We start from the raw sequence: 20677 nt of genomic DNA, 5'->3' as shown, positions 1-20677 counted from the left end.
GATGAAATCGAGCCAGAACAGCCAGTTCGGCCGCGCAAAGGCGCCGCCGCGCAGCCTGGATGAGCCACGTCATGGGTGATGTCCTTGTGTGATGGATGGCCGGGCCTTCGCCGCGCCGAAGCGGCTACGGCCGCGCAGGCGGGTCAAGTCCGGCCATGACGACGGATGAAGGCTACTGACGCAGAACCGGACTGCGCTCGAGCTGACGCACGCGCGCTTCGTGATCGGCGAGGCCCTGCTGCTGCACCGTGAGCTGCATGCGCAGGGCCTCGATCTTCGCGGACTGCTCGATCTGCGCGATCCGCATCTGGTCGAGCTTCTCGGCGATCTGGTCCATCGACGAGATGGTGCGATTGCCGATCGAGAAGCCGATCGGCAGCAGCACCGTGGTCGCGACGATCATGCTGGTCCGCGACCAGGCCTTGAGCAGCACGCTATCGACGAGCTTTTCGCTGACGGTCCTGTCAGCGCCCTTGTCCGATTGGCTCACCTGTCATTCCCACCTGTTGGCCCGTCACCGGGCGCGGTTGCCCTGCGATGACGCAATGCAACACCACAAGGCACGAGGATCATCCGCCCTCGCCCCTTTGCTTGATCGTGGCCGCCCTTGCATCGGCGACGATCGAGCCCTTGCCGGGCCCGGCGCGCAGGATGATCGGGCCGCCGCCGAGCTGAAAAGCGATCAGGAGATAAGCCCACTGCACGAGGTCGCCGTTCGACGGATAGGAGCCGCCATAGGTCCAGATCAGGAACGGCACCGCCCACTGCGCCCAGGACAGCACGAACACCTGGCTCAGCAGCGCGATCAGCCAGCCGAGCTGCAGGATCCGCGACGTCTTCATGGCGTCGTAGAAGCCAAGCACGATCTTGCCGAGCGCCTCGGCGTGCGCCACCTCGATGTCGCGGGCCGCCTGCAGCATGGCCGCCAGCAGCTTGTCGATCGCCTCCTCCTTGCTGATCTGCTTGTTGTTGTAGGAGACGAAGATGTTGGCGGCCGTATCGAAGAACTTGTTGATGAACGGCAGGCCGAGCGCGCCGATGATCGAGGAGAACATCACATGTCTCCCCGCTTCTCCGCCAGCGAGCGAAAATAGTTCAGCAGCAGCAACAGCAGCACCAGGCCGATGCCCCAGTATCTCTCCGGCACATAGCCCGCGATCACGCTGGTGATCGGCGTGGTATCGACGCCGACCAGCATCGGCGCCAGCGTGTCGTGCATGTAGACGACCCCGACCGCCATGGTCACGAACGCCGCCGTCAGCTTCTGCTTGAGGCCGGCGAGCTTCTCTGAGACGGCCGCGAGCACGCTCGCCTCGCGCGTCCACAGCCAGGCCAGCGCCGGCGTGCGCTTCAAGAGCGGCCGGATCCACACGAGATAGACGAATGCGATCACGGCCCCGTTGAGCAGCCAGAAGGCCGCCCATCTCAAGATGTCCTTCAGCACGGTCATTTCCTTTCGGTTGGAAGCACGGAGATGAATTCGGCGCGGTCGACGGCCCTCTGGAACACCCAGAGGCCGCCGGCGAGCCAGCAGCTGGCGATGGCGAGGCACAGCACCGCCTTGAGCAGGAGGTCGCAGGCCGCGGCAAGCCGGCCGGAGCGGGGCCGCGCCGGCGGCCACGGCAGGCCGAAATGGCGGGGCATGGTGGTCCCTCTCAGGCTGGGCGCCGCGTGGGCCGGCTCAGAACCAGTTGGCGATGACGGCGGCGCGCTTCTTCGCCAGCATCACGGCCGCCGCGATCGCGATCGCGACCGCGAGGCCGATCAGGGCGGCCGCGGCGGCGGGCGGCAGCGGCACATGCGCGGCCGAGCCGCTCTGCCTGGCGCTCTCGTTGCCCGCGCCGGCGGCGACGGTGGTGCCGGCAGCCGATGTCGCGACGGTGCGCAGGCGGCGCTCCCTCGCCGTGGCGGCATCGACGACATCCTGCGGCGGCTTCGCGCTCGGCGGCGCGCCCGCCATGCTCTTGGCGGCCGGCAGGATGCGGTCGACCGAGGCCAAGCGCGCGATGATCGGATCGTTGCCGGCCAGCAGGTGCAGCCGGTCGGCCAGGCCGTTGCTGCCGCCGTTCCACAGCTTGACGCAGCCCTTGAAGTCGCCGGCGTCGGCCTTGGCGTTCAGCCCCTTCCAGGCCCAGAACGCAGCGGAGATCTCCGGCTGCAGGCTGAGCTCGGAGACCCTCTCCGGCTGGTCGACGGCCGGCACGCCGGTCCGCGCCTGGCAGGCGGCATAGCCGTCGCGGCCGGTCCATTGCGGGCCACCGCGGCCGATATAGGTTGAGCCGTCATGGGTGCCCGGACGGTTGCCCATGCGGTTACCATAGATGTCGTCGAAGGCCTTGAGCTGCCAGCCCGGCGCGCTGCCATAGCGCGCCCGCACGGCCGCAGCCGAGGCGAACCGGTTCGGCCAGACCTCGGCCATCCGCTCGGCCGTGTAGTTGATGTTCTCCGTCAACCCCTTCAGCGCGAAGCCCCCGCATTCGTGCTCGAGGTTGGCAAAGAAATACGCCAGCCGGGTCCGCGTCGCGTTGACACCGACCCTGGTCAGCACGTCCTGCTTGGTGACGAATGCCTCGATCACGGCCTCGGGCGCGCGCGGAAACACGCGCGCGAGGCTCTCGCGCGTCAGCTCGATCATCGGATGCTCCAGCTAGTCAAGGATGCGGGCGGCGATTGTGCCCTCTACCTCCAGACAACAAAAAAGCCGCCCGCGGGCGGCTCTGGTCGTCGGCTTGAACGTTCCAATTCGCCTCGCAGTGCCCCCGAAGTGGCTCATATGCACGGCTCGGTGCGGATCGATCGCGGATACCCGATTACTCGGCGCCGGAAGGGTCGGAACGTGCACCCCCCATGAACCGTTGACTTTGGCACAGCTGACGTTGCACACGTCGAGGTTGCGCGTTAGTTTCCGATCCCGAGGGGGCCGCTCCATGAAGGGGAACACCGAATTATCAGAGCTTATGAGGAAAACGGTCGAGCCCGATTGGCTCCTGTTGCAGGCAGCCACACTTCGGTTCGAGCTCGAGAACGAGCAGGCCGCTTCAAAGAGATATTTGGCGGATCGCATGCTTAAGTTCAGCGTCGCCGGATTAGTCGTCAATATTGGGCTGCTGCTGTTGTGGTGGCCAATGCTGCTGCTCTGCATCGTCGCGGTGATCGCAGCGCTTTGGATTCTCGGAATTATGATGGTCGGCAGCTCTTTGTGTCGTCAATACCTAGCAGAGCAAAGGCAGAAGCCCGCATCAGCGCCGTTCTAACGATCATCCGCAGGGAAATTGGCATGGACACGTTCACTCAAGCCGAGCCGTACGCCTTGACTGAGAACGAGCGAGATCAGTTCCGCGCATTGTGGACATGGCGCCACAACGAATACGATGACGAACTCGACCCACTTCGAGTGCTGCATTTTCAGCGCCTGCTCACAGAAGTCGCCCGGCTTCCGTCCGGCGACTACATCGAGATGGGCACGCAACATGGCTGTACGGCCAAGGTCATTTTCGACCTAATGGTGTCCGATGCACATCTCTACTGTTTCGATACGTTTGAGGGATTCCATCCTGATGACCTGAAGATCGAGGACAGCATCAGGGCCCACGGATTCACAACGGATAGCATTCCCAAGGTCGACTTCCGGCAGGTTCCCGAAAAGATTCTTGGTGTAGGGCGGACATCAGACAGATTGACGCTGGTCCCGGGCCGCGTTCCTCATACGCTGGAACCATTCGCACACCTGCGCTTTCGCTTTGCCCATCTGGATATGGATCTCTACGAGCCGACAGCTCAGGGCCTGTCCTGGCTTTGGCCGCGGATGGTGCCAGGCGGCTTGATATTCCTGCACGACTATGACGCGCTGCCATCGGTGCGGAAGGCCGTCGATGAGTTCGCTCGGCCGAAGGGATTGCTCGCAATTCCGATGAGCGACCGTTTCGGAAGCAGCCTTCTTTTCAAGTCACCGGGGTAGACTATGAGCGCTCCTCTTACGCCTTCTATCGAGCTTCCGTCGGACATCACGCTGATCACGCCCGCCTGGGGGGATGAATATATTCGCGTGTTCTCCGAGATCGTCTCGCGGAGCCTGCTTGCGCCCGCCAATCTTCCTGCAATCAGCGAGCGCTTCCGCCTCACCTATCACTTCTATACCGACGACGAAGCCAACCCGCACTTCAAATCGGCCACATTCAGTCGGATCCGGGATCTGGTCGACGTGCAGTTTCATAACGTGCGCGACCTCATCGTCGACAACAAATATACGACCATGGGTGCCGCATATAACGACGGTGTCCGCCGCGCCGCCGAACAACGTTCCGGCATCATTTTCCTCAATGCCGACATGATCTATTCTGATGGGTCTTTCGCCAATCTCGGCCGTCTGATCGAACGGGGTAAGCGCTGCGTTGAGATCGAGGGTTTTCGGGTCGACAAGAAGGCCCTCGAACACGTCCTCACTTGCACCTACACCGACTTCTTCACGATCCCGTCGGCTTCCCTGGTCCGCATCGGGCTGAAGTACATGCACCCGATTTCGACCTGCCATTTCTGGGAGCAGGATGGCCCGTTCATGCCCTTCCACACCTATTGGCGGGCAAGAACAGGTGTCCTCGCGCGTGCCTCCCACATCTATCCGCTTTATCTCTGGCCGCGCAGCTGGGACGGTCTCGCCGCCGAAAAATCGATCGATTGGGATTTGGTCGATCGCGCAGGCCTCGCCGCCGATGAAAAGCACATCGTGCAAAACTCGGAAGAGATTTTTTCGGTCGAACTAAGCGATTCATCCTATTGGATCGACCCGACGCACCCCCAGGGGGCATCTATCAACTCGATGCGACAATTCATCGGCCAGCATTGCCTTCCAGAGCATATCGAACGATTGCGTCAGCCGATCCAATTTCGCACCGACCCCGGAGATCGATGGGGATGGGCATGGGCTGAGTTCAAATCGTGGCTTTGGTTCAAGGCGGTAGCCGAACGATCGAACCTGAGCGCGATCGTTCTTGGAACACTCACACCGAGACGACGCCAGATCGCCAACGCTCTTGCTCTCTTCCGGGCTTGGGCCACGGGACGTCTCACATTGGCGGCCAGTCGACTATCAGCCATCACCCGAACTTCTTCCATGGCCGCGGCTCGGCCTCGGCGCACCGTTGCCATTCTCAGCGAACTTGTCGCCGTGACGGTGCGCAGGTATCGCACCCGGGGCATCGTCGGCGTGTTGCAGGGAATCGGTCGCCAGCTTTCGTTGCGAATGCGAGTCCTCGGCAACAATTACCAAACCGTTGCCATTCTCAGCGAGCTTGCCACCGTGACGGTGCGCAGGTATCGCACCCGGGGCATCGTCGGCGTGTTGCAGGGAGCCGGTCGCCAGCTTTCGTTGCGAATGCCTCTCCTGCGAGTCCTCGGCAACAAATACCAACAGGAAGGCGCGATCGGTGTAATGCGAGGCGTCAAACGGCAAGTGCGCCTTCGTTTTCACAAGGGGCTGTAGCCATGCATGACTGGATTGAGCCTTCGGACATCACGCCCGCGACGGCCGGTCGCGATTGGCTGGATCTGAAAGCAGCAGCACTCTCCCTCAAAATTGGCCTCGAGGAAGATCGGAATACGACACGACGCCTGATCCACTTGAATATCCTGCTGTTGTGCGTGAACGTGGTCGCCATCGGGTTGTGGTGGCAATATATTTACCTCGTTGTCGCGTACATCTTCGCTGCATCATGGATGATTTTGACCGTTGCGGTGATTGCCGAAACGATCGGGATGTTCCGGCGCGCGATGCAAAACCGCAGGCCTAAATATTGGCAGAAACCGACTTGTTAATACCCGTGCTACCGTCGCTCTCGCTGTTAACCCCCAAGGTCCATGGATAGCAAGCCGTGCGGGAAATCCATATTTGCTACACAGGCGAGTTTGCGGAGCGGACACTTCGCGCCTACCGTTCTTGGGAACCATTCGAAATAGCTGCCGATGTCACTGCGATCCGTGCGCAGAATGGGCGCGATCCCCAAACCCTGGAGCGGAATGGCCTACCAGCGTGGCGGCTGGACGTGCGCATCCTATCAGATCACCGCGGCCGTTCGGTTTTGGGCTGAGGGGACTCCATTTCCGCTGAATCAAGTATTGCCGGCAACATCCTTGGTCGCTCCGCCGCCGCTGTCATTGATCGTCGCTCCCGCATTGGTGCCGAGGTTTCCACGCACGACATACCGATTATTCGAACCAGACAAGATGACGGATGTCGTACAGGAGCCCCAGCTCGCAGAGGCGAAATTGTTGCCGATGACGGCGACATCATTGACACCGCTTTCGACTCGGACGCCCGTTGTCGCAAAGATGTGGCATGAGGTGATGATCGTCCCCCTCCCCGCGCCGAGCCAGATGCCGCGGTCAAACCCGCTGGCGAACCGGCATCCGATAATCGACAGGTCGCCCACCGCGTTGCTCACAATTCCGGACCGGGTTGTCGAGTTGCCGACAGGCTGATTGAACTCGCAGTTCTCGATCGTAATGCGGCTTCCGACGTCGATCATGATGCCAAAATTGATGATTCCGGAGCTCTCGCAGCGGCTCATCATCACCTCATAGGGATCGTTACCACCCAGGGTATCGGTGATGTGAATGCCATTCTCGAACGAGCCAGTATGGTCGTTGTTGATCATGCGCACGCGGAATGCACCTGTATTGATCCTCACTGCGCATGATCCGAGCAGATTCACCAGCCGCCATTTGACAGTGCCGTCCGTGATATCGCTCTCGTAGAATTGAAGCGATGGTGCACTTCCGCCAGTCGTGCCTGCAATGCGGCATTGCAGGTAGACACCGGAGACCGTGAGCACGTCGCCGACACCATATGCCGTAGAGTTGGCGCGCGCCCCCTTGAAGTTGCTCGACGATGGCACCGTTACGGGCCAGTCCTGATCCCAGATGCAATCCTCAAGCGTAATGAACTGCCCATAGATATCGACGATCTGGCCGCCTGTGGCCTCGCGGGCGACCACATCACGAATAGTCGCGCTAACACACCCGCTCGATACGAGGATGCAATTCCAGCCGCCAACGAGATCAAGATCTTGGATGACGCATTGAACTGCACCTGACCCAAGAAAGATCAGTCCGTTTTGTGATGCCGAGAGGGCCTGATTGAAAATGCTGATGCCCTCGATGCCACACCTCGCGGCTGTGATCGACACGATGCTGATTTCCGCGCTCAAAGCGCGGAGGCTGCAATAGCGCATACCGACTCCACGCAACCGGATCAGCGGCGTCGATATTGTCAAACCCGTACCGATGGCATAGCCACCTTGAGACAGGACAACATCACCACCCGAAAGCAGTGCAGCGAAATTGATACAAGCCTGGATCGCCCCGGCGTCGTCTGTGACGTTGTCTCCGGTTGCCCCGAACCATTTTACGTCATATTCGCCCTTGTGTGGCAGAACGCGCTCCCACGCACCCGCGCTGGTCGCGATGGCAGACGCTTTGATGTAAACGCCTTCATTCGGATCGCCCGTCACCAGGGTGGAGTAATTACCGCTCTTCCAGACGAACATGCCCTCCCGGTTGCCTTCTCTCAATAGGACCGTTTTCGACACCGAGGTGTCGACGGCCTTGAGCGCGGTCCGATCAGCGCACGAAATGATCGCCGCCGAGGCTGCGTATATCTGCGCCGCGTCGCGCGCCGCGATCGATGCGTCGCGCGCGTTCACGGCATCGGCGAGGATGGCCGATCCGTCCACAACTGCCGAGATCAGCAGCTGATAATGGTCGGTCTGCCAGGCCATTAGGACCTGCGAGCCATTGATCAGAGAGCCAGATGCCAAACTGGAACCGAACGCGTTCTTGATCGCTACCGCGCTGGCGCCATTAACGGCGATCGTCGTCGCCCCCGTGTTGTTCGCCGTGGGCGTCATCAGATAAAGCTTGCCCCCGGGCAACGTCGGCGTTTCCGGTGCTGTTGCGATAATGGCATTGCCAGTACCGCCGGTCACGATGAGGGGAACCACATCGCCCGGCAGATCGCCGATACGTGCCCAGCTGCCAGCACCGGAGGCGCCCGACTTCTGATAGATGCCATTATTGGCCGCGACCGGATCATCATAGACCATCGCAGTCGAATTGGCCGCATGCGCGAGATCAGCATTCAGAGCTGTCAACGTCGCATAGGCAAGTCCGGTGACGCCGGCCTTAAGCAGACCTTCGAGCCAGGTTCCCCAGGCTCGCGCCTCCGCCTTCACTGGCTTGTGTGCTCCCGATCCGGGCACGCCGTCGGTTTCATAGTCGCGCCAGACCTCGGTTGCAGTGAGCGTCATGCTGTTGATTCCAATGTGTTATGAGATGATCGGAAGAGAGCGGAGGCCGCTTACGGACAAATCCAGTGGCCGCTGAAGAAGGTCAGCACCGAGTTTCCGCTGATGGTGGCGGTGCCACTCGAGGTGTCGACATAGACTTGCACGGTGTAAACGTCCGCACCGTTAGCGATGTCATCGCAACCAATGAAGCCCGCCCCGCCACCCAGCAGCGAGGACAATGGCCAATTGCCCTGCTTGAACCCAGCTCCATTCTTGTAGAGCGTGATCGCGATTTGGGCGCCGGTTGTGACCGTCGCACTGATAAACACTGCGGCGTCCAGGTGAACCTTGCCAGCCGGCGGCGTCCATGCATTGGCGGCGAAGTAGTTTCCAACGTCGTAGACTTCGGTCGGAAACGTCACTTGGGTGAAGGTGGAATCGGCTATCCCAGTTTGGTCTGTGCCGTTCTTATGCGCCGAGAAACAGGGCGTGTTCACACGCACCGATGCATCGATCAGCTTGCTCGCGGTACCAACCTTGTACTCGGTCGCGCTCGCAATCGCGACTCCGGAGTCCTTGAGCAGCTTGCCGCTTGTGCCATTGAAGAGCGCGAAATTGCCGTCGGTGGACGACGCCGGCCCGGTAACGGCGCCATCGATGTTGACCTGGATGATGGTCCAGGCCGCGCCGACCGTGGCCTGGTTGCCGGACGCCGCGCCATCGGTGATGCAGATCAGGCTATCGCCAACCTCGACATTGATGCCGGAGGCACCACCGATCTTGCCGGCGATGGACACTTTGTAGGTCCAGCCGCGATCGGCGGCCGGATAGTTAGGGTTTGTCGAGCAATCGATGACGCCCTTGAACACCATGGCATCATTGGCGGCGATCAGCTGATCCGCATATGTCTTGACCGCCTTCTGCGTCGCGACCCTGGTATCGCTGTTCGCCGCTAGGGTACCGTCGGTGTCGACGACGCCACTGGCGAACATCGACAACGCCAGGTTCGAGATTGTGTTGCTCGCCGCATTGATCGTCTTGTTCGTGAGCGCCTGCACGGCGCCGGCGAACGACGCCAGCGCAAAATTTGCGATAGCGCTGATCGTGGTGCGTTTGTTGACGCCGCCAGAGACGACGGGGACGAGCTCCGTTCCAGCTGGCGTGCCAATATCTGGATCATCGGAGATCTTGCCGACCATGTCAGGCTTCCCTCATGTAGAACGAGCCGTCCTCACGCGCCAGCGGCGTGGTGTCCTCGCGCAGCAGCCGGACCTGCGGGATCACCGGCGGCACCACCGGCGGCGTGTTGGCGTCGGTACCAGGATCGAATGCCTCGATCTCGGAGGTCGCGATCAGGCTGAACTGCCAGGTAATGCGTCCTCGCTTCAGGTCGACCTCGGCGCTCTGGATCTCGACGACGTTGTCCTGCAGGCCCGAGACAAAGGGATACTTGATCGGCACCCATCGCCGGCCGAGATAACGCAGGCCGTACAGCGTCGTGCTGAACGACCCGGTGAGGCGCGGATTGAGCCGCTGCATGGCGCGATCGGCGAGCCGGCGCGCCTGAGTGTAGGAATGCACCCATTTCAGCTCGAGCGGCTTCGGCTTGGCTTCGCCGACCGCTGAGATTGACGCCTCGTCGCGCCAGGGATTGGCCGCGACGGTCACATAGTTCTGGGCCGGGTCGGTATAGGAGATGTCGAGCTGGTTGATGAGCTGCTCGTCGGCCTGGCCGTAGGACAGCGCAAAGCCGACGATGTGCTTTTCCGTGATCGGCGGATCCGTCGGAGCCCGGTAGACGCCGACGACGAGCGCCAGTGCGCCGTCGCCGGTCTCCCCCAGCCAGCCATCGCAGGTAGCGAGAATGCCGCCAATGATGTCCGCCGGTGTGTTGTCGTAGGTAAACCAGCCGTTGGACTGGTAGCGCGGCTCCTGTACCCCTGGCGTCGCCGTAAAGACCGCCTGATCGCACAAATTGGCCTCGACCATCCAGGCGGCGAGGTTCGGCGCGATGACGGTTGCATAGTCGAGACCGAGGCCGCCCTCATCCGAGGTGAGATAATCGATGAGTTGCAGCACGGGGTTCTTTGAGAAGGTCCAGGTCGCCGGATTGGTGCGGCTCTGCGCCGGGTCGCGCGGGTCCCAGATCAGCGCGCAGTCACAGATCGCCGAGGGCACCGGAAGATTATGCGGATAGGAATTGGAGAAGTTCTTCGGGTCGGCATCGCCACCGCAGATCACCACCATGTTGGCGACGCCGTCGCCGCGGTGATCCGTTGACCAGATACCGGGAATTGCGCTGCCGCTGCTGGTCAGCTGCACCGAGGCGGTCTGCGAGGCCGCGCCGAGGAACACTTCGAACTGAACGTTCTGGTAGCGGCCATGGGAATCCCAGGGCGCGACCTGGCTGACGCCACCATGGGTGATGTCGAGGTTCATCGTCAGCGCATCGTCATGCAGGTAGAAGCCGCGATAGGCCGAGATGCGGCCCTGATGCAGCGCGCACACCATGTAGGCCGTCGCCGGCGGGTTGCCGTGCGCCTCGAACAGCATGTAATAGCCGGCGAGGCGGTTGGTGCCGTAGCCCTTGATGCGTGGCGGGATCGCCTGCTTGAGCGGTTGAGACCCCTCCTCCGGCTTCGGCGTATCGCCGCGATTACCTGCAGCCAGCGCATATTGCAGCCCGATCGAGGCGCCGATCAGCGCCGCGGTACCGACCACCGTCGCCACGGTGACGCTGCCGACGACGGCCACGCTGGCGATCTCCGTGGCGCCAATCGCCGACAGGATGAGAGCGCCAACTGTCTCAGCCATTGTGTTGTCCGTTAGCGCCGGGCTTAACCGGGCTATCCATCAGCTCGGCCAAACGCCACACTTTCACCAGCGACAACTCGGCCTCGCCGGCGATGACCACACCCATGTCAGAGGTGATCACCGCACGCTGTGTTGGCGAGACGCAGATCGCGCCGGTGGGCCGCTGCTGCAGCTTGCCGCGCCTGACAGCGTAGGGAGCGAGCACGACGGCGAAATCGCCGGCGGAGGGCACCGACACCTCAATGGCACCAATGTGCGCCAGGCGGGCCGCGCAGGACGCTGCGAAGCCGCCCTCGCGGCGGAGGATGCGCAGGAATCCGCGCTCGCTGCCATAGCTGCCGCGGACGTCGGCGATCGGGTCCGGCCGGCCGCAGGCGATCGCCCAATCGGCCATGAACACCCCGCAGTCGAGCATGCCGGGTGCCCAGCGCCGCGCCGTCAGCGATGCGAGATAGTCCGCGAGGGTCATATGTCACACCTGGAACGTCGGCCAGGCCATGTTGAACTGGTTGGCATAGAGCGGCGTGCGCTCGCAGAAGCGATCACCGGGCGAGCGCGCTCGCTGGTCAGGATCGGAGAAGTACGAAAAGGACGGCCGCTTGCGTGACGTCAACAAGGTGCCGCACGACAATTGCACCGTGCGCACGATCACCCCGCCGAGCTCTTCGACCGGCTCCTGGGTAAGCCCCAGATAATCGGCCATGTAATTGGCGCACCAATGCACCGGGCCCAGCAGTGCCCATTCCTGGTCCATGATCGCAAAGCCCTGCGCGCACCGTGCGCCCTTGACTTGCTCGGCGTCCCCCGACGAAGCGATCTTGAGCACGTCGCCGGAGACGCCTGATAGCGTGAAGGTGACACGTTCCGCGGCGCCATTCGTCAGCTGCTTGAACGGCGGCAGCTCGGCGATTTCGCCCAGCCCCTTATATTCCGCGCCGTCAGGATCATAAGCGTTGACGCCTGGCCGGATCTTGCCGACGCCAAGCCAGATCCTCACCACCGGCTGTACGTCGAGCCGGAAGAACAGCCCGAGCCGTTGCATGCCGGATTCCAGCGCTGCAAGCTCGGCGTCGTTGAAGGTCATATCGCAGTGGCCTCGACGAATTGAACGGTCACGCTGTTGAAGGTCCAGGGCTGCTCGGCGAGGTCCATGGCGCCGGGCGTTGCCAGGCGCATCGTGCAGCGTGGGCGATCGAACTCGAGCGCGGTGCCGGCGACAACGTTCTCGCGCAGCGGTGGATTGAAGCCGATGGTTGCATGCGTCGCGTCCGAATAGACCACGGTCGAGATCTCGTAGACGCGCCAACCGACGGTATCGTGGTTGATCGAGAAGCGCTCGCCGCCGACCAGGCTGCCGGCCCGATTGATGATGATGCCGAGTGACGTTGCGCGTAGCGCTGCCGCGCCGCAGATGATGTCGATCATCGCCTGCTCATATTCGCTGCCGTCCGAGAACGGCGTATCGTCGCCGTGCGGCACGGCCGGCGGCGCACCCTGCGCCACACCGGCCGGCCACGGCCGCGCCTGCGCATCGTTGCACCAGACGGTCATCGGCGCCGCACCGCCCTTGGCAACCTGGCGCACCGCGCGCCACAGCAGCGTCGCATTGCGCTGGCGCTGCCGTCCCTGCCCCACCGCACGCGCGCCGAGGCTGACGTCGCTCATGGTCGCGATCCAATAGCCGCCGCCATCGGACCGCACCACAACGGCCGTGCTGTCGGCCGTGGCCCCAGGTGTCGCTGCATGGCCGCCGAGATTCCAGCTGTGCGATTTCTCGCGCAGGAGAGCCCGCGGGAAGTAGGGAACGGCCATCAGCCCACTCCCGTCGCCTGCAGCCGCTGGTTGGACACCGTAAACTGCGACAACCGGTCGACCTTGCGATGCGCCGAAACCACCATGGATTGCAGCCGGTTGATCGTTCCCGGCGAGACGTCGCCGGCGACGTGGAACACGTTGCTGATCTGAGCTCCCGACGTCATCTGCTTGGTCACCGCGTTGGGATAGACCTGCGCGCCGCGCGGCAGGTTGACCAGCTCCGGCCCGCGCTCGCCGACCAGGGCAAGCCCCCCCGGCGCGGAATCCGTGCCATCGGCGAATTTCGGGATGATGGCACTAAGGACCGAAGCGAACGGCGACAGGCCGCCCGAGGCCGGAGCATTGAAGATCGAGCCGACCAGCGAGTTGATGCCCTGCTTGGCCAGCGTCTTCAGCAGGCTCGACAGCACATCGTCGAGTTTCTTGCCCTCGAGCACAGCATCGGCGAACGCGGTCGACAGCGCCGAGCCGATTTGCGACGAGGCCGAGTTGATGTTGCGCAGCTTCTCGGCCGCGGCGTCATAGGCCGCCGTGGCCTGGGCGATCGACTGCGACGACGACAGGAACGCCGCGCTGTGCTCCTTGGTCAGCGTGATGCCCGCAGCCGTCAGCGCCTCCTGCGCCGACATCGATCCGCGCAGCGCCTCATACTTGTCGATCTGCTCCTGCGTGACCTCGCCATTGTCGCGCATGATCGCGGTCAGCTCCTGAAACTCCGCCCGGAACTGCGCCTGGGCGGCGTTGTTCTGGAACACAGCGGCCGTGTCGGCCTTTAGCGTCGCCGTGCGCTTGGTCACCTGGTCGACCGAAGTGTCGAATTGATCGCGGGCGCCACTCTCAGTCTTGCGCGATGGGATGACGCCGGTGCCGGTCTTCTCGTTGGCTTGCGCTGGCCGCGCCGAAGGCAATGGCACGCCCTCCGGGAATGCCGCAGCCGACTTCAGCAACTCGACCCCACGCAGCGCGTTGGCCGCCTGCTGGGCCTTGTCGCGCATCTCCTCGAGGCCGACGAGCAGCGCCGGGTCCTGCTTTTCGGCGCTCAACGACTTGTAGTGCTCGATCACGCGATTGAGCTGCTCGAAATCCTGCGGCAGGCCGGCAGCGTCCTTGCGCAGGATCTCCATCGAATCCGCAATGGCGTTGAACGTGGTCTGTCCCGATCCGGGTTGGATGTTCGCCGCCCGGTTCATGCCATCCATCAGCTTCGCAGCGCGATCGACGAGATCGTCCAACCACGACGCGACATCGGCCGTGACGGCCTTGAACTGCAGGTCGAGCTGATCGGCCGACTTTTTCCAGGCCTCATCGAAGTTGCGCGCCTTGGCGATGGTCTGGCCATCGATGACGACGCCGGCCGCGTTGGCGCTTGCCGCAATCGCCTCGAAGGCCGCCGGCCCGCCCTTCAGCGCATCGACCCAGCCCGCCGAGAGCCCAAGCATCTGCGCGGCCTTGGTCTTTTCCGGGATGGAATCGAAGCGACCGATCAGCTCGCCCGCAGCCTTGAGAAAGCCGTTCATGTCCATGATCGCACCGTTGCGATCGCGATACTTGATGTTGTTAGCATCGAGGATCTTGGTCAGCGAGTTCTCGTTATTCTTGGCATCAGCCAAGAGATCAGCGACATGCTTGAGATCAGCGTTTGCGTCCGACGACGACACCCCGCCTTGCGTGGCGCCGAACTTGATCTGCTGGAGTCGGTCGGTCGAGACGCCAACATAATCCGCGAGCTTGCCGATTTCCGCGAGCTCGGCGTTGACCGCCTTCAACCCGGCCAGCATGGCGCCGAGCGAGCCCGTCGCGCCCGCGAGCGCGGTGCCGAGCGTGGCCAGACCGCCGAACCCCGGATTGAGGCTCGAGAACGCCCCTTCGATGCGGCTGATCGCGCCGTCAGCGAGGTCGCCGGCCTTGTTCATGTCGGCTGCGAACTGGTCGAGCCTGGCACCGAGCTGTACGACGAGATCGGTCATGCGCTTCCCATGCACGCGCCTTCGAGCAGCGCATCGAATTCTGCATCTGTCGGCGGCTCAATCTTGTCTTCGCCACCATTCGCCTTGTTGTAACCGTCGACGCAGACCCCGAGCTGCCAGAACGAGCAGCGGTCGACCTGATCCGGCGCGAAGCCTAGGGCGGCTCCGGTGCCGTAGATGCGTCCGAAGTCGATTGCGGCGTCGGGGTCGCCGTCGTCATCGCTCGCGCGCTTTTTTTTTGCGCGTCGGCATCATCCTTGGTCGTATCCCTGGCCTCGATCGGGCCGGTGAACCCGGCCGTGAGGATCAGGAATGCCGGGCGCATATGCGTCAGCGGCGGATAGCGGTCGACATCGTCGAAATAGGTCCGCAGCAGCCGGTGCGCGTCTTTCGGCTCCATGCCGCCGCCAACAAGGCCGAGCCGGATGACGTCGCGAACGTCGTCCGGCCAGGCGTCGGACACGCGCAGTTCGTTCAGCAGCCGCATCGGCCCGACGATGGGAGCGCCGATCTTGAGCCGCCGGAGATTGATACACTCCTGCAGCTCTCGAAACTGGCCGATCGCGAGCCGGAAGCGGTACTCGTCGTCGCCCCAGAAAAAGCAGATACCGCCATCCGCGCTCATGTGACCTGCCTGCCCTTGTACGTCGTCTGTACCTTGGCGGCGCCGCGATGGCCGACCGAGATGACGACCTCGTTGTGGCGGCCCTGGTTCATGACATAGTTGTTGTTCTGCATGGTTCGCCGGACCACCTCGTTTTCCTTGATGGTCTCTTCGAGCGTCTCGCGATATTGCGGCAGGCCGCCCATCCGATAGAACCGCGCGGTGTGATAGAAGAACGGCTTCGGCGCCTGCCTGGTGGTGCCGAACTCCTCGGCCAGCGCATAGTCGAAGCCGTCCTTCATCGTGGTCGGACCGCCCGCCATCACCAGTACCGTCACCCGGCTGCCATCGGCATTGGTCCGGTCCTCATAGCGCACGCTGGCCCGCAGCGTGCCCGACACGCTGTGCTCGATCGCGCGCTGGATATCGCCGACGAGCTCGGCGCCCTGCGCCAGCGCGAGCTCGTGGAAATTCTTGCGCACGTTCTTGACCAGGTCGGCATTCGCCGCCTTGAAGTTGCGCAGGGACGCATTGTTGGAGCCCATGGTGTCGCCTCTCCAAGGCAGTCATCGCCGGACCTGACCCGGCGATCCATCGTTCTCGAACAAGGATGGATGCCCGGGTCGAGCCCGCGCATGACAAGACTGAGTTACGGAACCAGCAGCGGCGGGATCTCGCCGTCGCTGTCGAGCGTTACGTCGAAGGTCACGCGCTGGCCGCGCTGGCCGGTGACGTTGAGCTTGGTGCACTTGTAGGGGCCGATGCTTTCGCGGTTGCCCAATTTGACCTTGACGTTCTTGGTCGCGCCAGAGTTCATCCATAGCTCCCACGTATCGTAGTCCTCATCCGCGACGACACCCGCTCCGGAGATCGAGGCCGACATCGACACGATGTCGCGATTGAGCCAGGACGGCGCATCGGGATCCTCGCAATCGGGCACATTGGTTTCGTTCGTCGCAGCCGCGCGATTGTAGCTGCGCGAGTTCAGCCCGCACGGCGCCGAGAACACCTCCGGCGAGTTGCCATCGCCGAGCGAGACCAGAAACTTGGAGAACGGAAGCGTTTGAGCCTTGGCCATGAACGATAGCTCCGGAATGAAAGGGGGTCAGAACGGCACTGGCGCGCGGTCAGGACGATGACGCCACGATGGTGACGCGGTAGACCGCCGAGCCCTGCGCACCGCAGGCGACCTTGAGGATGTCGCCGGTCGCCGACGTCACCGGCCAGCCGGTGCGGCTCACGAATACCGCCCGATCGCCGGGCTTGATGTCGATCGACGATGTCGCGCCGGAGAACGGACCGTTGAAGGTGTTCGACGCCGCGGCGCCGACGGTCAGCGTGCCCGACGACGTCTCCTGGTTGTCGATGAGGATCGCCTTGATCTTTCCGGCGTTGATGGTCTGGCCGAAGGAATCGAGCAAGACGCCAAACAGATCGAGGTTCTCGGAGGTCGAGACCGACAGCGCGCGATCGTCCGAGAACGAGATATCGGCCTTGCCGTAGCCGGCGCCGTAGGACAGCACGATGTCGGACAGGTCAGGGATGCGATCGACGGCATCGCGGCCATCCAGCGCCTTCTTGCTGACGACGTTGATCGATGCCTTGATGACGGAGGTCATGGTCGTCGACATGGTCGAGGAGTCCTTCTGCAGCGTGAGGGAAGATCAGTCGGTGAGGAGTTGGAACGTCAGGACCGCATGGGCGGTCTTACCGTCGGGATCGTCGAGATGGAGTGCGTTCTCGAACATGCAGCTGTTGAGCTGGAGATCCGGCCCCGTCAGCACACCTTCGGCGCCGTCGAGCGCGGCGACGATCTGCGCCGCCAGGGTCCGGGCCTCGACGCGGCTTTCGCTGCGCGACCAGGCGTGCAGCGTGAGATGGATCAGTGCGCCCTCGAGGCCATCGAAACGCTCATTGATGACCTGGATCTGCCCGATCGAGACATAGGGGTACTCCGCCCCCATTGGCACCGGGCAGAAGATGCGGCTGCCGGCCGCGGTCGCAGCGCTGCGCAGCACACGCACGACGGCCACCTGGACCGCGAGCGTCGGATCGACCATCGTCGTCATGGCGCCTTGCCGGTCTGCATCAGGAATTCCAGATAGCGGTTCTTGCCCTCGACATCGATCGGGCCGGACGTGATCGCGAACGCAGTCTGCGCATCGGGATCGGCGGCGCTGCGGACATCGCGGGCGCGCCAATCGGTGCCGACGGCGCGCGTGTCGCGGCAGGAGCGCACCACGACGGTGAAGGTCGACTGCCCCTGCAGCCGCGCCTGCTGCACGGCCTCGCCGGCAAAGCGCGGCTGCAGCTCGGCCTGGATCCGGAACTGCTCGACGAACTCGCTTTCGACCGCGCCGGCCCCATCGTCGACGGCGCGGCGGCGGTCGAAAGCCAGGAGATAGCGCAGCGCACCGCCGGACATCCGCCCTACTCCCAGGTCTCGCTCAACAGCAGCGCCTGCGCGCCTTGCGGCAGCTCGATGGCGGCCGCACGGGCCGAGGCGACGACGCTTTCGCGGTTCTCATAGAGATGTCCGACGATCATCTTGATCGCGGTCTTGACGTTGGCCGCGACCTTGTCGACCGCCTCGCCGGCCTTGAACTGGATGACGATCGGCTCCGCCGCGCGCGGATTGACAATCGGCCAGAGAACGCCGAGCGGCGGAATGATCCGGACCGTCGGCCCCTTGGTCTGCACGACGTACTGATCGGTCGCCAGCGTCGCCGTGACATTGTCGAGGCCGGTGTAGGTGATGCCGATGACATCGCCCCTGGCAACCGGCGCGATCGGCAGGCCGTCGACCAGGCGGCGCCAGGACAGCACTGGCCATTCCAGCGTCTGCATCACAAAGCGCCGCTGCACCACCGCTTGCGCCATCATGGTCGCGGCCGCGATGAAGCCTGTGATCAGGTCATTGTCATCCTCGAAGTCGACGCGCAGATGCGCCTTCGCTTCCTCGAGCGAGACCGGGTCGAATTGGGGTGCTGCGATGGTACGAAGCATGAGCGTTCTGCGCCGTTCAACCTCATGCTCGGCGGGTTGACCCGCCGAGCTAGCCTGTCAGACCTCAGACGTTCTGCACCACGGTCGCCAGATCGTTGTCCGTTCCGAAGCCGTACCGCGGATCGAAGCCGAGCACGGTCGCATCGACCAGCGAGGCCGCAGTGCCGACCGTCACCGACACACGAAACCACTTGAAGCCGTTGTTGAAGTCAGTGTCTTCCTGCTTCAGGTCGATCGTCAGCTGATTGTTGTCGTTCGACGCCTTCACCAGCTGCGTGATCGCCTTGCCGGTGATGTCCTTGGCGCCGGCACCAGCATTGTCGGTTGCCTGCTGCAGCTTGGCGTCGACGGTCGCGGCGGCACCGAGCACGCCGGATTTGAGAATGACCATGTAGTTGTGGAAGGTCGTGGCATCCATCCACGCCGAGGTGACGGTGCCCGCGGCTTGCGACACCGGGCTGATGAATCCGACGATGCCGGCGCGCTGCGACGGCTTCAATGCGGGTCCGGACATTGCGAGATGCTCCTGATTTTGATGAAAGGGAATTTCGGCCGATGGCCGGCGCTCGGTGCGCGCCCGAGCACCGGCAGCGAATTAGCGGCTGGCGAGCGCGATGAAATGCGACTTGCTGTTGGCACCCTTCGCCGCCACGACCGGCGCGGACAAATAGGGCTGGCCACCGACGCGGAAGATCCACCGGAACGCCTGGATGTTCTGGTCGAAGAACAGATGGATCGAGGCCGCGAAGTCGATGCCGCCGCCTTGCTTGGTCGCCAGCGCGTAGCCGGAAAGGTCGGCCAATACGATATCGCCCGTGGTTCCGATGGTCTGGCAATGCTCGTTGTATGTCAGCTGTTCACCGAGCAGCATGCCACCCTTGCGGATGCCACCGCCGGCGAGCGCCTGACTCATCGGCAGCCATGCCGCATTGTTGCCGATCTGAAGCGTGCCGAGCTGCGGCAGTGTATCGCGGTTGGCGATGAACTGCGGGCTGCCGCCATCCATTTCGAACAGCCGGGCCATCATCTTCAGGACGTTGGCGGGCACGATCGTTCCCGCGGTCTGACCGCCCTCGGCCGCTACGGTGATCAGCGCGGGCGACTTCATGAAGCCGAGTGGCTTGCCGTTGCCATCGCCCCACATCACAGCCTCGAAGGCTTTCCAGCGGATCGCGCGCGCCGCCTGAATGGTCAGGCGGTTCTGCAGCCGCGGTGCATCGTCGAGCACCTCCTGCGACGCCAGCACGAAGGCATACAGCTCGTGCAGCTGCATGATCGTCGGCGTCAGCGCGGCCTTGCTGGCCAGCATCTGCGTGCCTTCCGAGCGCCATGCAGCCTGGACGCCGGCCGCGCCCCACGGCGTGGTCTCATCCTTGATGATGCCCACCGTGTTGCCCTGCGTCGGTTCCGGATTACAGAATCCAAGCAGGTCGTTGTCGGCAAACACCAGCGACCAGATCGCCTCGCGCCATTCGGTCGGAACCAGAACGCCCTCGCCGGATGATCCCTGATTCTGCTGATAGCCGGTCGCGGCCGCCGCGAAGCGCGGATCTGCGATGCCCTGGACCTGAAGATTGCGGACGGCGACCGCGAATTCCGGCAGGCTCTTGAACCCGCCCGTGCGGGCCGGATCGGTGTCGTTCACGACGGTCGCGAGCGCCGGCCCGCCGAGCGTCGCAATAGCGATCGCAGCAGCCGACGCGGTCGACGCGAACAAAGAGGCCCGGCGAGCCGACTTCTCTTCCGACGCGATCTCAGCATCGAGCGCGGCGACTTCCTTCTCCAGCGTATCGACCTCGGCTTCCAGCGTCGCCAGCTGCGCCCCCTCGGCCTCGGTCAACGTTTCCTTCGCCAGCAACGCGTTCAGCGCCTCCAGCCGGGTCTTGCCGAGCTTGGCTTTCTCGGCGCGGGCCTGGCGCAGCTTCTTCAGATCCTTTTTCATGGATCAAATACCCCTTTTAATGACGCCCGGACGGAGACACAGCCCTTTCTCCCGCTGTCCGGGCGGACGCGGGCGGCAACCGAATAATGTTCGCAATCTGCGAAGTTTGGGGCGGAGAGCGGGATTCGAACCCGCACACGGAGACGTCGACTAGGCGCCCCCCTTGCAGCGCGTATCCATCCAGTCGTCGACGGGCGCTGCTATGTCCGAGGCACAAGCCTCGCGCTCTACCGTTGAGCTACCTCCGCCA

At 63.3% G+C, this 20677-nt stretch carries 25 protein-coding genes and 1 tRNA gene; 4 read left to right on the top strand and 22 right to left on the bottom strand.

Annotated features, from left to right (window positions below; genetic code table 11):
* Positions 1-172: 172 nt before the first annotated feature.
* The 5 genes from QW881_RS23400 to QW881_RS23380 form a co-directional block, all read right to left on the bottom strand.
* Positions 173-490 (bottom strand): hypothetical protein, encoded by a 318-nt coding sequence (locus QW881_RS23400; protein ID WP_315759276.1) that lies wholly within the window; start codon positions 488-490, stop codon positions 173-175.
* 79 nt (positions 491-569) lie between these two features.
* Positions 570-1055, bottom strand: a complete 486-nt coding sequence (locus QW881_RS23395; protein WP_315759278.1) for a hypothetical protein — start codon at positions 1053-1055, stop codon at positions 570-572.
* The gene (locus tag QW881_RS23390; protein WP_315759279.1) at positions 1055-1444 is read right to left on the bottom strand and encodes a hypothetical protein; all 390 of its coding nucleotides are present in this window, start codon (positions 1442-1444) and stop codon (positions 1055-1057) included. Before QW881_RS23390 ends, QW881_RS23395 begins: the two co-directional genes overlap by 1 nt.
* Before the next feature lie 2 nt (positions 1445-1446).
* Positions 1447-1644: a hypothetical protein gene (locus QW881_RS23385; protein ID WP_315759280.1), complete on the bottom strand. Its 198-nt coding sequence runs from the start codon at positions 1642-1644 to the stop codon at positions 1447-1449.
* 37 nt (positions 1645-1681) lie between these two features.
* Positions 1682-2635, bottom strand: a complete 954-nt coding sequence (locus tag QW881_RS23380) for a hypothetical protein (protein WP_315759282.1) — start codon at positions 2633-2635, stop codon at positions 1682-1684.
* A gap of 292 nt (positions 2636-2927) precedes the next feature.
* On the opposite strand from QW881_RS23380, the gene QW881_RS23375 reads away from it, so the two are divergent.
* From QW881_RS23375 to QW881_RS23360, 4 genes are read left to right on the top strand one after another with little or no spacing between them, the layout of a single operon-like run.
* Complete coding sequence (locus tag QW881_RS23375) at positions 2928-3254, top strand: hypothetical protein (protein ID WP_316158783.1); 327 nt, start codon at positions 2928-2930, stop codon at positions 3252-3254.
* A gap of 23 nt (positions 3255-3277) precedes the next feature.
* Positions 3278-3958, top strand: a complete 681-nt coding sequence (locus tag QW881_RS23370; RefSeq protein WP_315759286.1) for a TylF/MycF/NovP-related O-methyltransferase — start codon at positions 3278-3280, stop codon at positions 3956-3958.
* A gap of 3 nt (positions 3959-3961) precedes the next feature.
* Positions 3962-5479: a hypothetical protein gene (locus QW881_RS23365; protein WP_315759288.1), complete on the top strand. Its 1518-nt coding sequence runs from the start codon at positions 3962-3964 to the stop codon at positions 5477-5479.
* Between the two features lie 2 nt (positions 5480-5481).
* Positions 5482-5811, top strand: a complete 330-nt coding sequence (locus QW881_RS23360; protein ID WP_315759290.1) for a hypothetical protein — start codon at positions 5482-5484, stop codon at positions 5809-5811.
* A 293-nt stretch (positions 5812-6104) separates the two neighbouring features.
* Here QW881_RS23360 and QW881_RS23355 read toward each other — a convergent pair whose 3' ends face one another.
* The 17 genes from QW881_RS23355 to QW881_RS23275 form a co-directional block, all read right to left on the bottom strand.
* Positions 6105-8300 carry a right-handed parallel beta-helix repeat-containing protein gene (locus tag QW881_RS23355; RefSeq protein ID WP_316158782.1) on the bottom strand — a complete coding sequence of 732 codons (2196 nt, stop codon included), beginning with the start codon at positions 8298-8300 and terminating at the stop codon, positions 6105-6107.
* 50 nt (positions 8301-8350) lie between these two features.
* Complete coding sequence (locus QW881_RS23350) at positions 8351-9478, bottom strand: hypothetical protein (protein WP_315759294.1); 1128 nt, start codon at positions 9476-9478, stop codon at positions 8351-8353.
* A 1-nt stretch (position 9479) separates the two neighbouring features.
* A complete protein-coding gene (locus QW881_RS23345; RefSeq protein ID WP_316158781.1) occupies positions 9480-11093 on the bottom strand; it encodes a phage tail protein in 1614 nt (537 codons plus the stop codon).
* On the bottom strand, positions 11086-11562 hold the full coding sequence (locus QW881_RS23340; protein WP_315759297.1) for a DUF6950 family protein: 477 nt from the start codon (positions 11560-11562) through the stop codon (positions 11086-11088). The genes QW881_RS23345 and QW881_RS23340 overlap by 8 nt, the downstream gene beginning before the upstream one ends.
* Positions 11563-11565: 3 nt before the next feature.
* On the bottom strand, positions 11566-12177 hold the full coding sequence (locus tag QW881_RS23335) for a hypothetical protein (protein ID WP_315759299.1): 612 nt from the start codon (positions 12175-12177) through the stop codon (positions 11566-11568).
* Positions 12174-12905 carry a hypothetical protein gene (locus QW881_RS23330; RefSeq protein ID WP_316158780.1) on the bottom strand — a complete coding sequence of 244 codons (732 nt, stop codon included), beginning with the start codon at positions 12903-12905 and terminating at the stop codon, positions 12174-12176. Before QW881_RS23330 ends, QW881_RS23335 begins: the two co-directional genes overlap by 4 nt.
* Positions 12905-14875, bottom strand: coding sequence for a hypothetical protein (locus QW881_RS23325; protein ID WP_316158779.1), 1971 nt, complete (start codon positions 14873-14875; stop codon positions 12905-12907). Before QW881_RS23325 ends, QW881_RS23330 begins: the two co-directional genes overlap by 1 nt.
* 154 nt (positions 14876-15029) lie before the next feature.
* Positions 15030-15500: a gene transfer agent family protein gene (locus QW881_RS23320; protein WP_315759304.1), complete on the bottom strand. Its 471-nt coding sequence runs from the start codon at positions 15498-15500 to the stop codon at positions 15030-15032.
* Positions 15497-16024 carry a hypothetical protein gene (locus QW881_RS23315; RefSeq protein ID WP_315759305.1) on the bottom strand — a complete coding sequence of 176 codons (528 nt, stop codon included), beginning with the start codon at positions 16022-16024 and terminating at the stop codon, positions 15497-15499. The genes QW881_RS23320 and QW881_RS23315 overlap by 4 nt, the downstream gene beginning before the upstream one ends.
* 104 nt (positions 16025-16128) lie before the next feature.
* On the bottom strand, positions 16129-16557 hold the full coding sequence (locus tag QW881_RS23310; RefSeq protein WP_315759306.1) for a phage tail tube protein: 429 nt from the start codon (positions 16555-16557) through the stop codon (positions 16129-16131).
* 49 nt (positions 16558-16606) lie between these two features.
* The gene (locus tag QW881_RS23305; RefSeq protein WP_316158777.1) at positions 16607-17110 is read right to left on the bottom strand and encodes a hypothetical protein; all 504 of its coding nucleotides are present in this window, start codon (positions 17108-17110) and stop codon (positions 16607-16609) included.
* Positions 17111-17143: 33 nt separating this feature from the next.
* The gene (locus QW881_RS23300; RefSeq protein ID WP_316158776.1) at positions 17144-17548 is read right to left on the bottom strand and encodes a DUF3168 domain-containing protein; all 405 of its coding nucleotides are present in this window, start codon (positions 17546-17548) and stop codon (positions 17144-17146) included.
* The gene (locus QW881_RS23295) at positions 17545-17904 is read right to left on the bottom strand and encodes a head-tail adaptor protein (protein ID WP_316158775.1); all 360 of its coding nucleotides are present in this window, start codon (positions 17902-17904) and stop codon (positions 17545-17547) included. Before QW881_RS23295 ends, QW881_RS23300 begins: the two co-directional genes overlap by 4 nt.
* 5 nt (positions 17905-17909) lie before the next feature.
* The gene (locus QW881_RS23290; protein WP_316158774.1) at positions 17910-18485 is read right to left on the bottom strand and encodes a head-tail connector protein; all 576 of its coding nucleotides are present in this window, start codon (positions 18483-18485) and stop codon (positions 17910-17912) included.
* 64 nt (positions 18486-18549) lie between these two features.
* Positions 18550-18999 (bottom strand): hypothetical protein, encoded by a 450-nt coding sequence (locus QW881_RS23285; RefSeq protein ID WP_316158773.1) that lies wholly within the window; start codon positions 18997-18999, stop codon positions 18550-18552.
* Positions 19000-19080: 81 nt separating this feature from the next.
* On the bottom strand, positions 19081-20427 hold the full coding sequence (locus QW881_RS23280) for a phage major capsid protein (RefSeq protein WP_316158771.1): 1347 nt from the start codon (positions 20425-20427) through the stop codon (positions 19081-19083).
* Positions 20428-20534: 107 nt separating this feature from the next.
* A tRNA-OTHER gene (locus tag QW881_RS23275) sits at positions 20535-20675 on the bottom strand.
* Between the last annotated feature and the right edge of the window lie 2 nt (positions 20676-20677).

Origin of the sequence: Bradyrhizobium sp. SZCCHNS3016 (assembly GCF_032484535.1) — a bacterium.
Classification (GTDB): domain Bacteria; phylum Pseudomonadota; class Alphaproteobacteria; order Rhizobiales; family Xanthobacteraceae; genus Bradyrhizobium.
The sequence above is the reverse complement of the archived record's forward strand: the minus strand, read 5'-3'. Positions and strand labels throughout refer to the sequence as shown.

What these genes read in the sequence shown, in the direction of transcription:
- QW881_RS23350 (WP_315759294.1), bottom strand. Translation starts at nt 9,478, where the DNA reads ATGGTCGGCAAGATCTCCGATGATCCAGATATTGGCACGCCAGCTGGA.
- QW881_RS23395 (WP_315759278.1), bottom strand. Translation starts at nt 1,055, where the DNA reads ATGTTCTCCTCGATCATCGGCGCGCTCGGCCTGCCGTTCATCAACAAG.
- QW881_RS23295 (WP_316158775.1), bottom strand. Translation starts at nt 17,904, where the DNA reads ATGTCCGGCGGTGCGCTGCGCTATCTCCTGGCTTTCGACCGCCGCCGC.
- QW881_RS23360 (WP_315759290.1), top strand. Translation starts at nt 5,482, where the DNA reads ATGCATGACTGGATTGAGCCTTCGGACATCACGCCCGCGACGGCCGGT.
- QW881_RS23370 (WP_315759286.1), top strand. Translation starts at nt 3,278, where the DNA reads ATGGACACGTTCACTCAAGCCGAGCCGTACGCCTTGACTGAGAACGAG.
- QW881_RS23355 (WP_316158782.1), bottom strand. Translation starts at nt 8,300, where the DNA reads ATGACGCTCACTGCAACCGAGGTCTGGCGCGACTATGAAACCGACGGC.
- QW881_RS23305 (WP_316158777.1), bottom strand. Translation starts at nt 17,110, where the DNA reads ATGTCGACGACCATGACCTCCGTCATCAAGGCATCGATCAACGTCGTC.
- QW881_RS23325 (WP_316158779.1), bottom strand. Translation starts at nt 14,875, where the DNA reads ATGACCGATCTCGTCGTACAGCTCGGTGCCAGGCTCGACCAGTTCGCA.
- QW881_RS23290 (WP_316158774.1), bottom strand. Translation starts at nt 18,485, where the DNA reads ATGCTTCGTACCATCGCAGCACCCCAATTCGACCCGGTCTCGCTCGAG.
- QW881_RS23340 (WP_315759297.1), bottom strand. Translation starts at nt 11,562, where the DNA reads ATGACCCTCGCGGACTATCTCGCATCGCTGACGGCGCGGCGCTGGGCA.
- QW881_RS23375 (WP_316158783.1), top strand. Translation starts at nt 2,928, where the DNA reads ATGAAGGGGAACACCGAATTATCAGAGCTTATGAGGAAAACGGTCGAG.
- QW881_RS23285 (WP_316158773.1), bottom strand. Translation starts at nt 18,999, where the DNA reads ATGTCCGGACCCGCATTGAAGCCGTCGCAGCGCGCCGGCATCGTCGGA.
- QW881_RS23365 (WP_315759288.1), top strand. Translation starts at nt 3,962, where the DNA reads ATGAGCGCTCCTCTTACGCCTTCTATCGAGCTTCCGTCGGACATCACG.
- QW881_RS23345 (WP_316158781.1), bottom strand. Translation starts at nt 11,093, where the DNA reads ATGGCTGAGACAGTTGGCGCTCTCATCCTGTCGGCGATTGGCGCCACG.
- QW881_RS23385 (WP_315759280.1), bottom strand. Translation starts at nt 1,644, where the DNA reads ATGCCCCGCCATTTCGGCCTGCCGTGGCCGCCGGCGCGGCCCCGCTCC.
- QW881_RS23300 (WP_316158776.1), bottom strand. Translation starts at nt 17,548, where the DNA reads ATGACGACGATGGTCGATCCGACGCTCGCGGTCCAGGTGGCCGTCGTG.
- QW881_RS23320 (WP_315759304.1), bottom strand. Translation starts at nt 15,500, where the DNA reads ATGAGCGCGGATGGCGGTATCTGCTTTTTCTGGGGCGACGACGAGTAC.
- QW881_RS23280 (WP_316158771.1), bottom strand. Translation starts at nt 20,427, where the DNA reads ATGAAAAAGGATCTGAAGAAGCTGCGCCAGGCCCGCGCCGAGAAAGCC.
- QW881_RS23380 (WP_315759282.1), bottom strand. Translation starts at nt 2,635, where the DNA reads ATGATCGAGCTGACGCGCGAGAGCCTCGCGCGCGTGTTTCCGCGCGCG.
- QW881_RS23315 (WP_315759305.1), bottom strand. Translation starts at nt 16,024, where the DNA reads ATGGGCTCCAACAATGCGTCCCTGCGCAACTTCAAGGCGGCGAATGCC.
- QW881_RS23330 (WP_316158780.1), bottom strand. Translation starts at nt 12,905, where the DNA reads ATGGCCGTTCCCTACTTCCCGCGGGCTCTCCTGCGCGAGAAATCGCAC.
- QW881_RS23335 (WP_315759299.1), bottom strand. Translation starts at nt 12,177, where the DNA reads ATGACCTTCAACGACGCCGAGCTTGCAGCGCTGGAATCCGGCATGCAA.
- QW881_RS23310 (WP_315759306.1), bottom strand. Translation starts at nt 16,557, where the DNA reads ATGGCCAAGGCTCAAACGCTTCCGTTCTCCAAGTTTCTGGTCTCGCTC.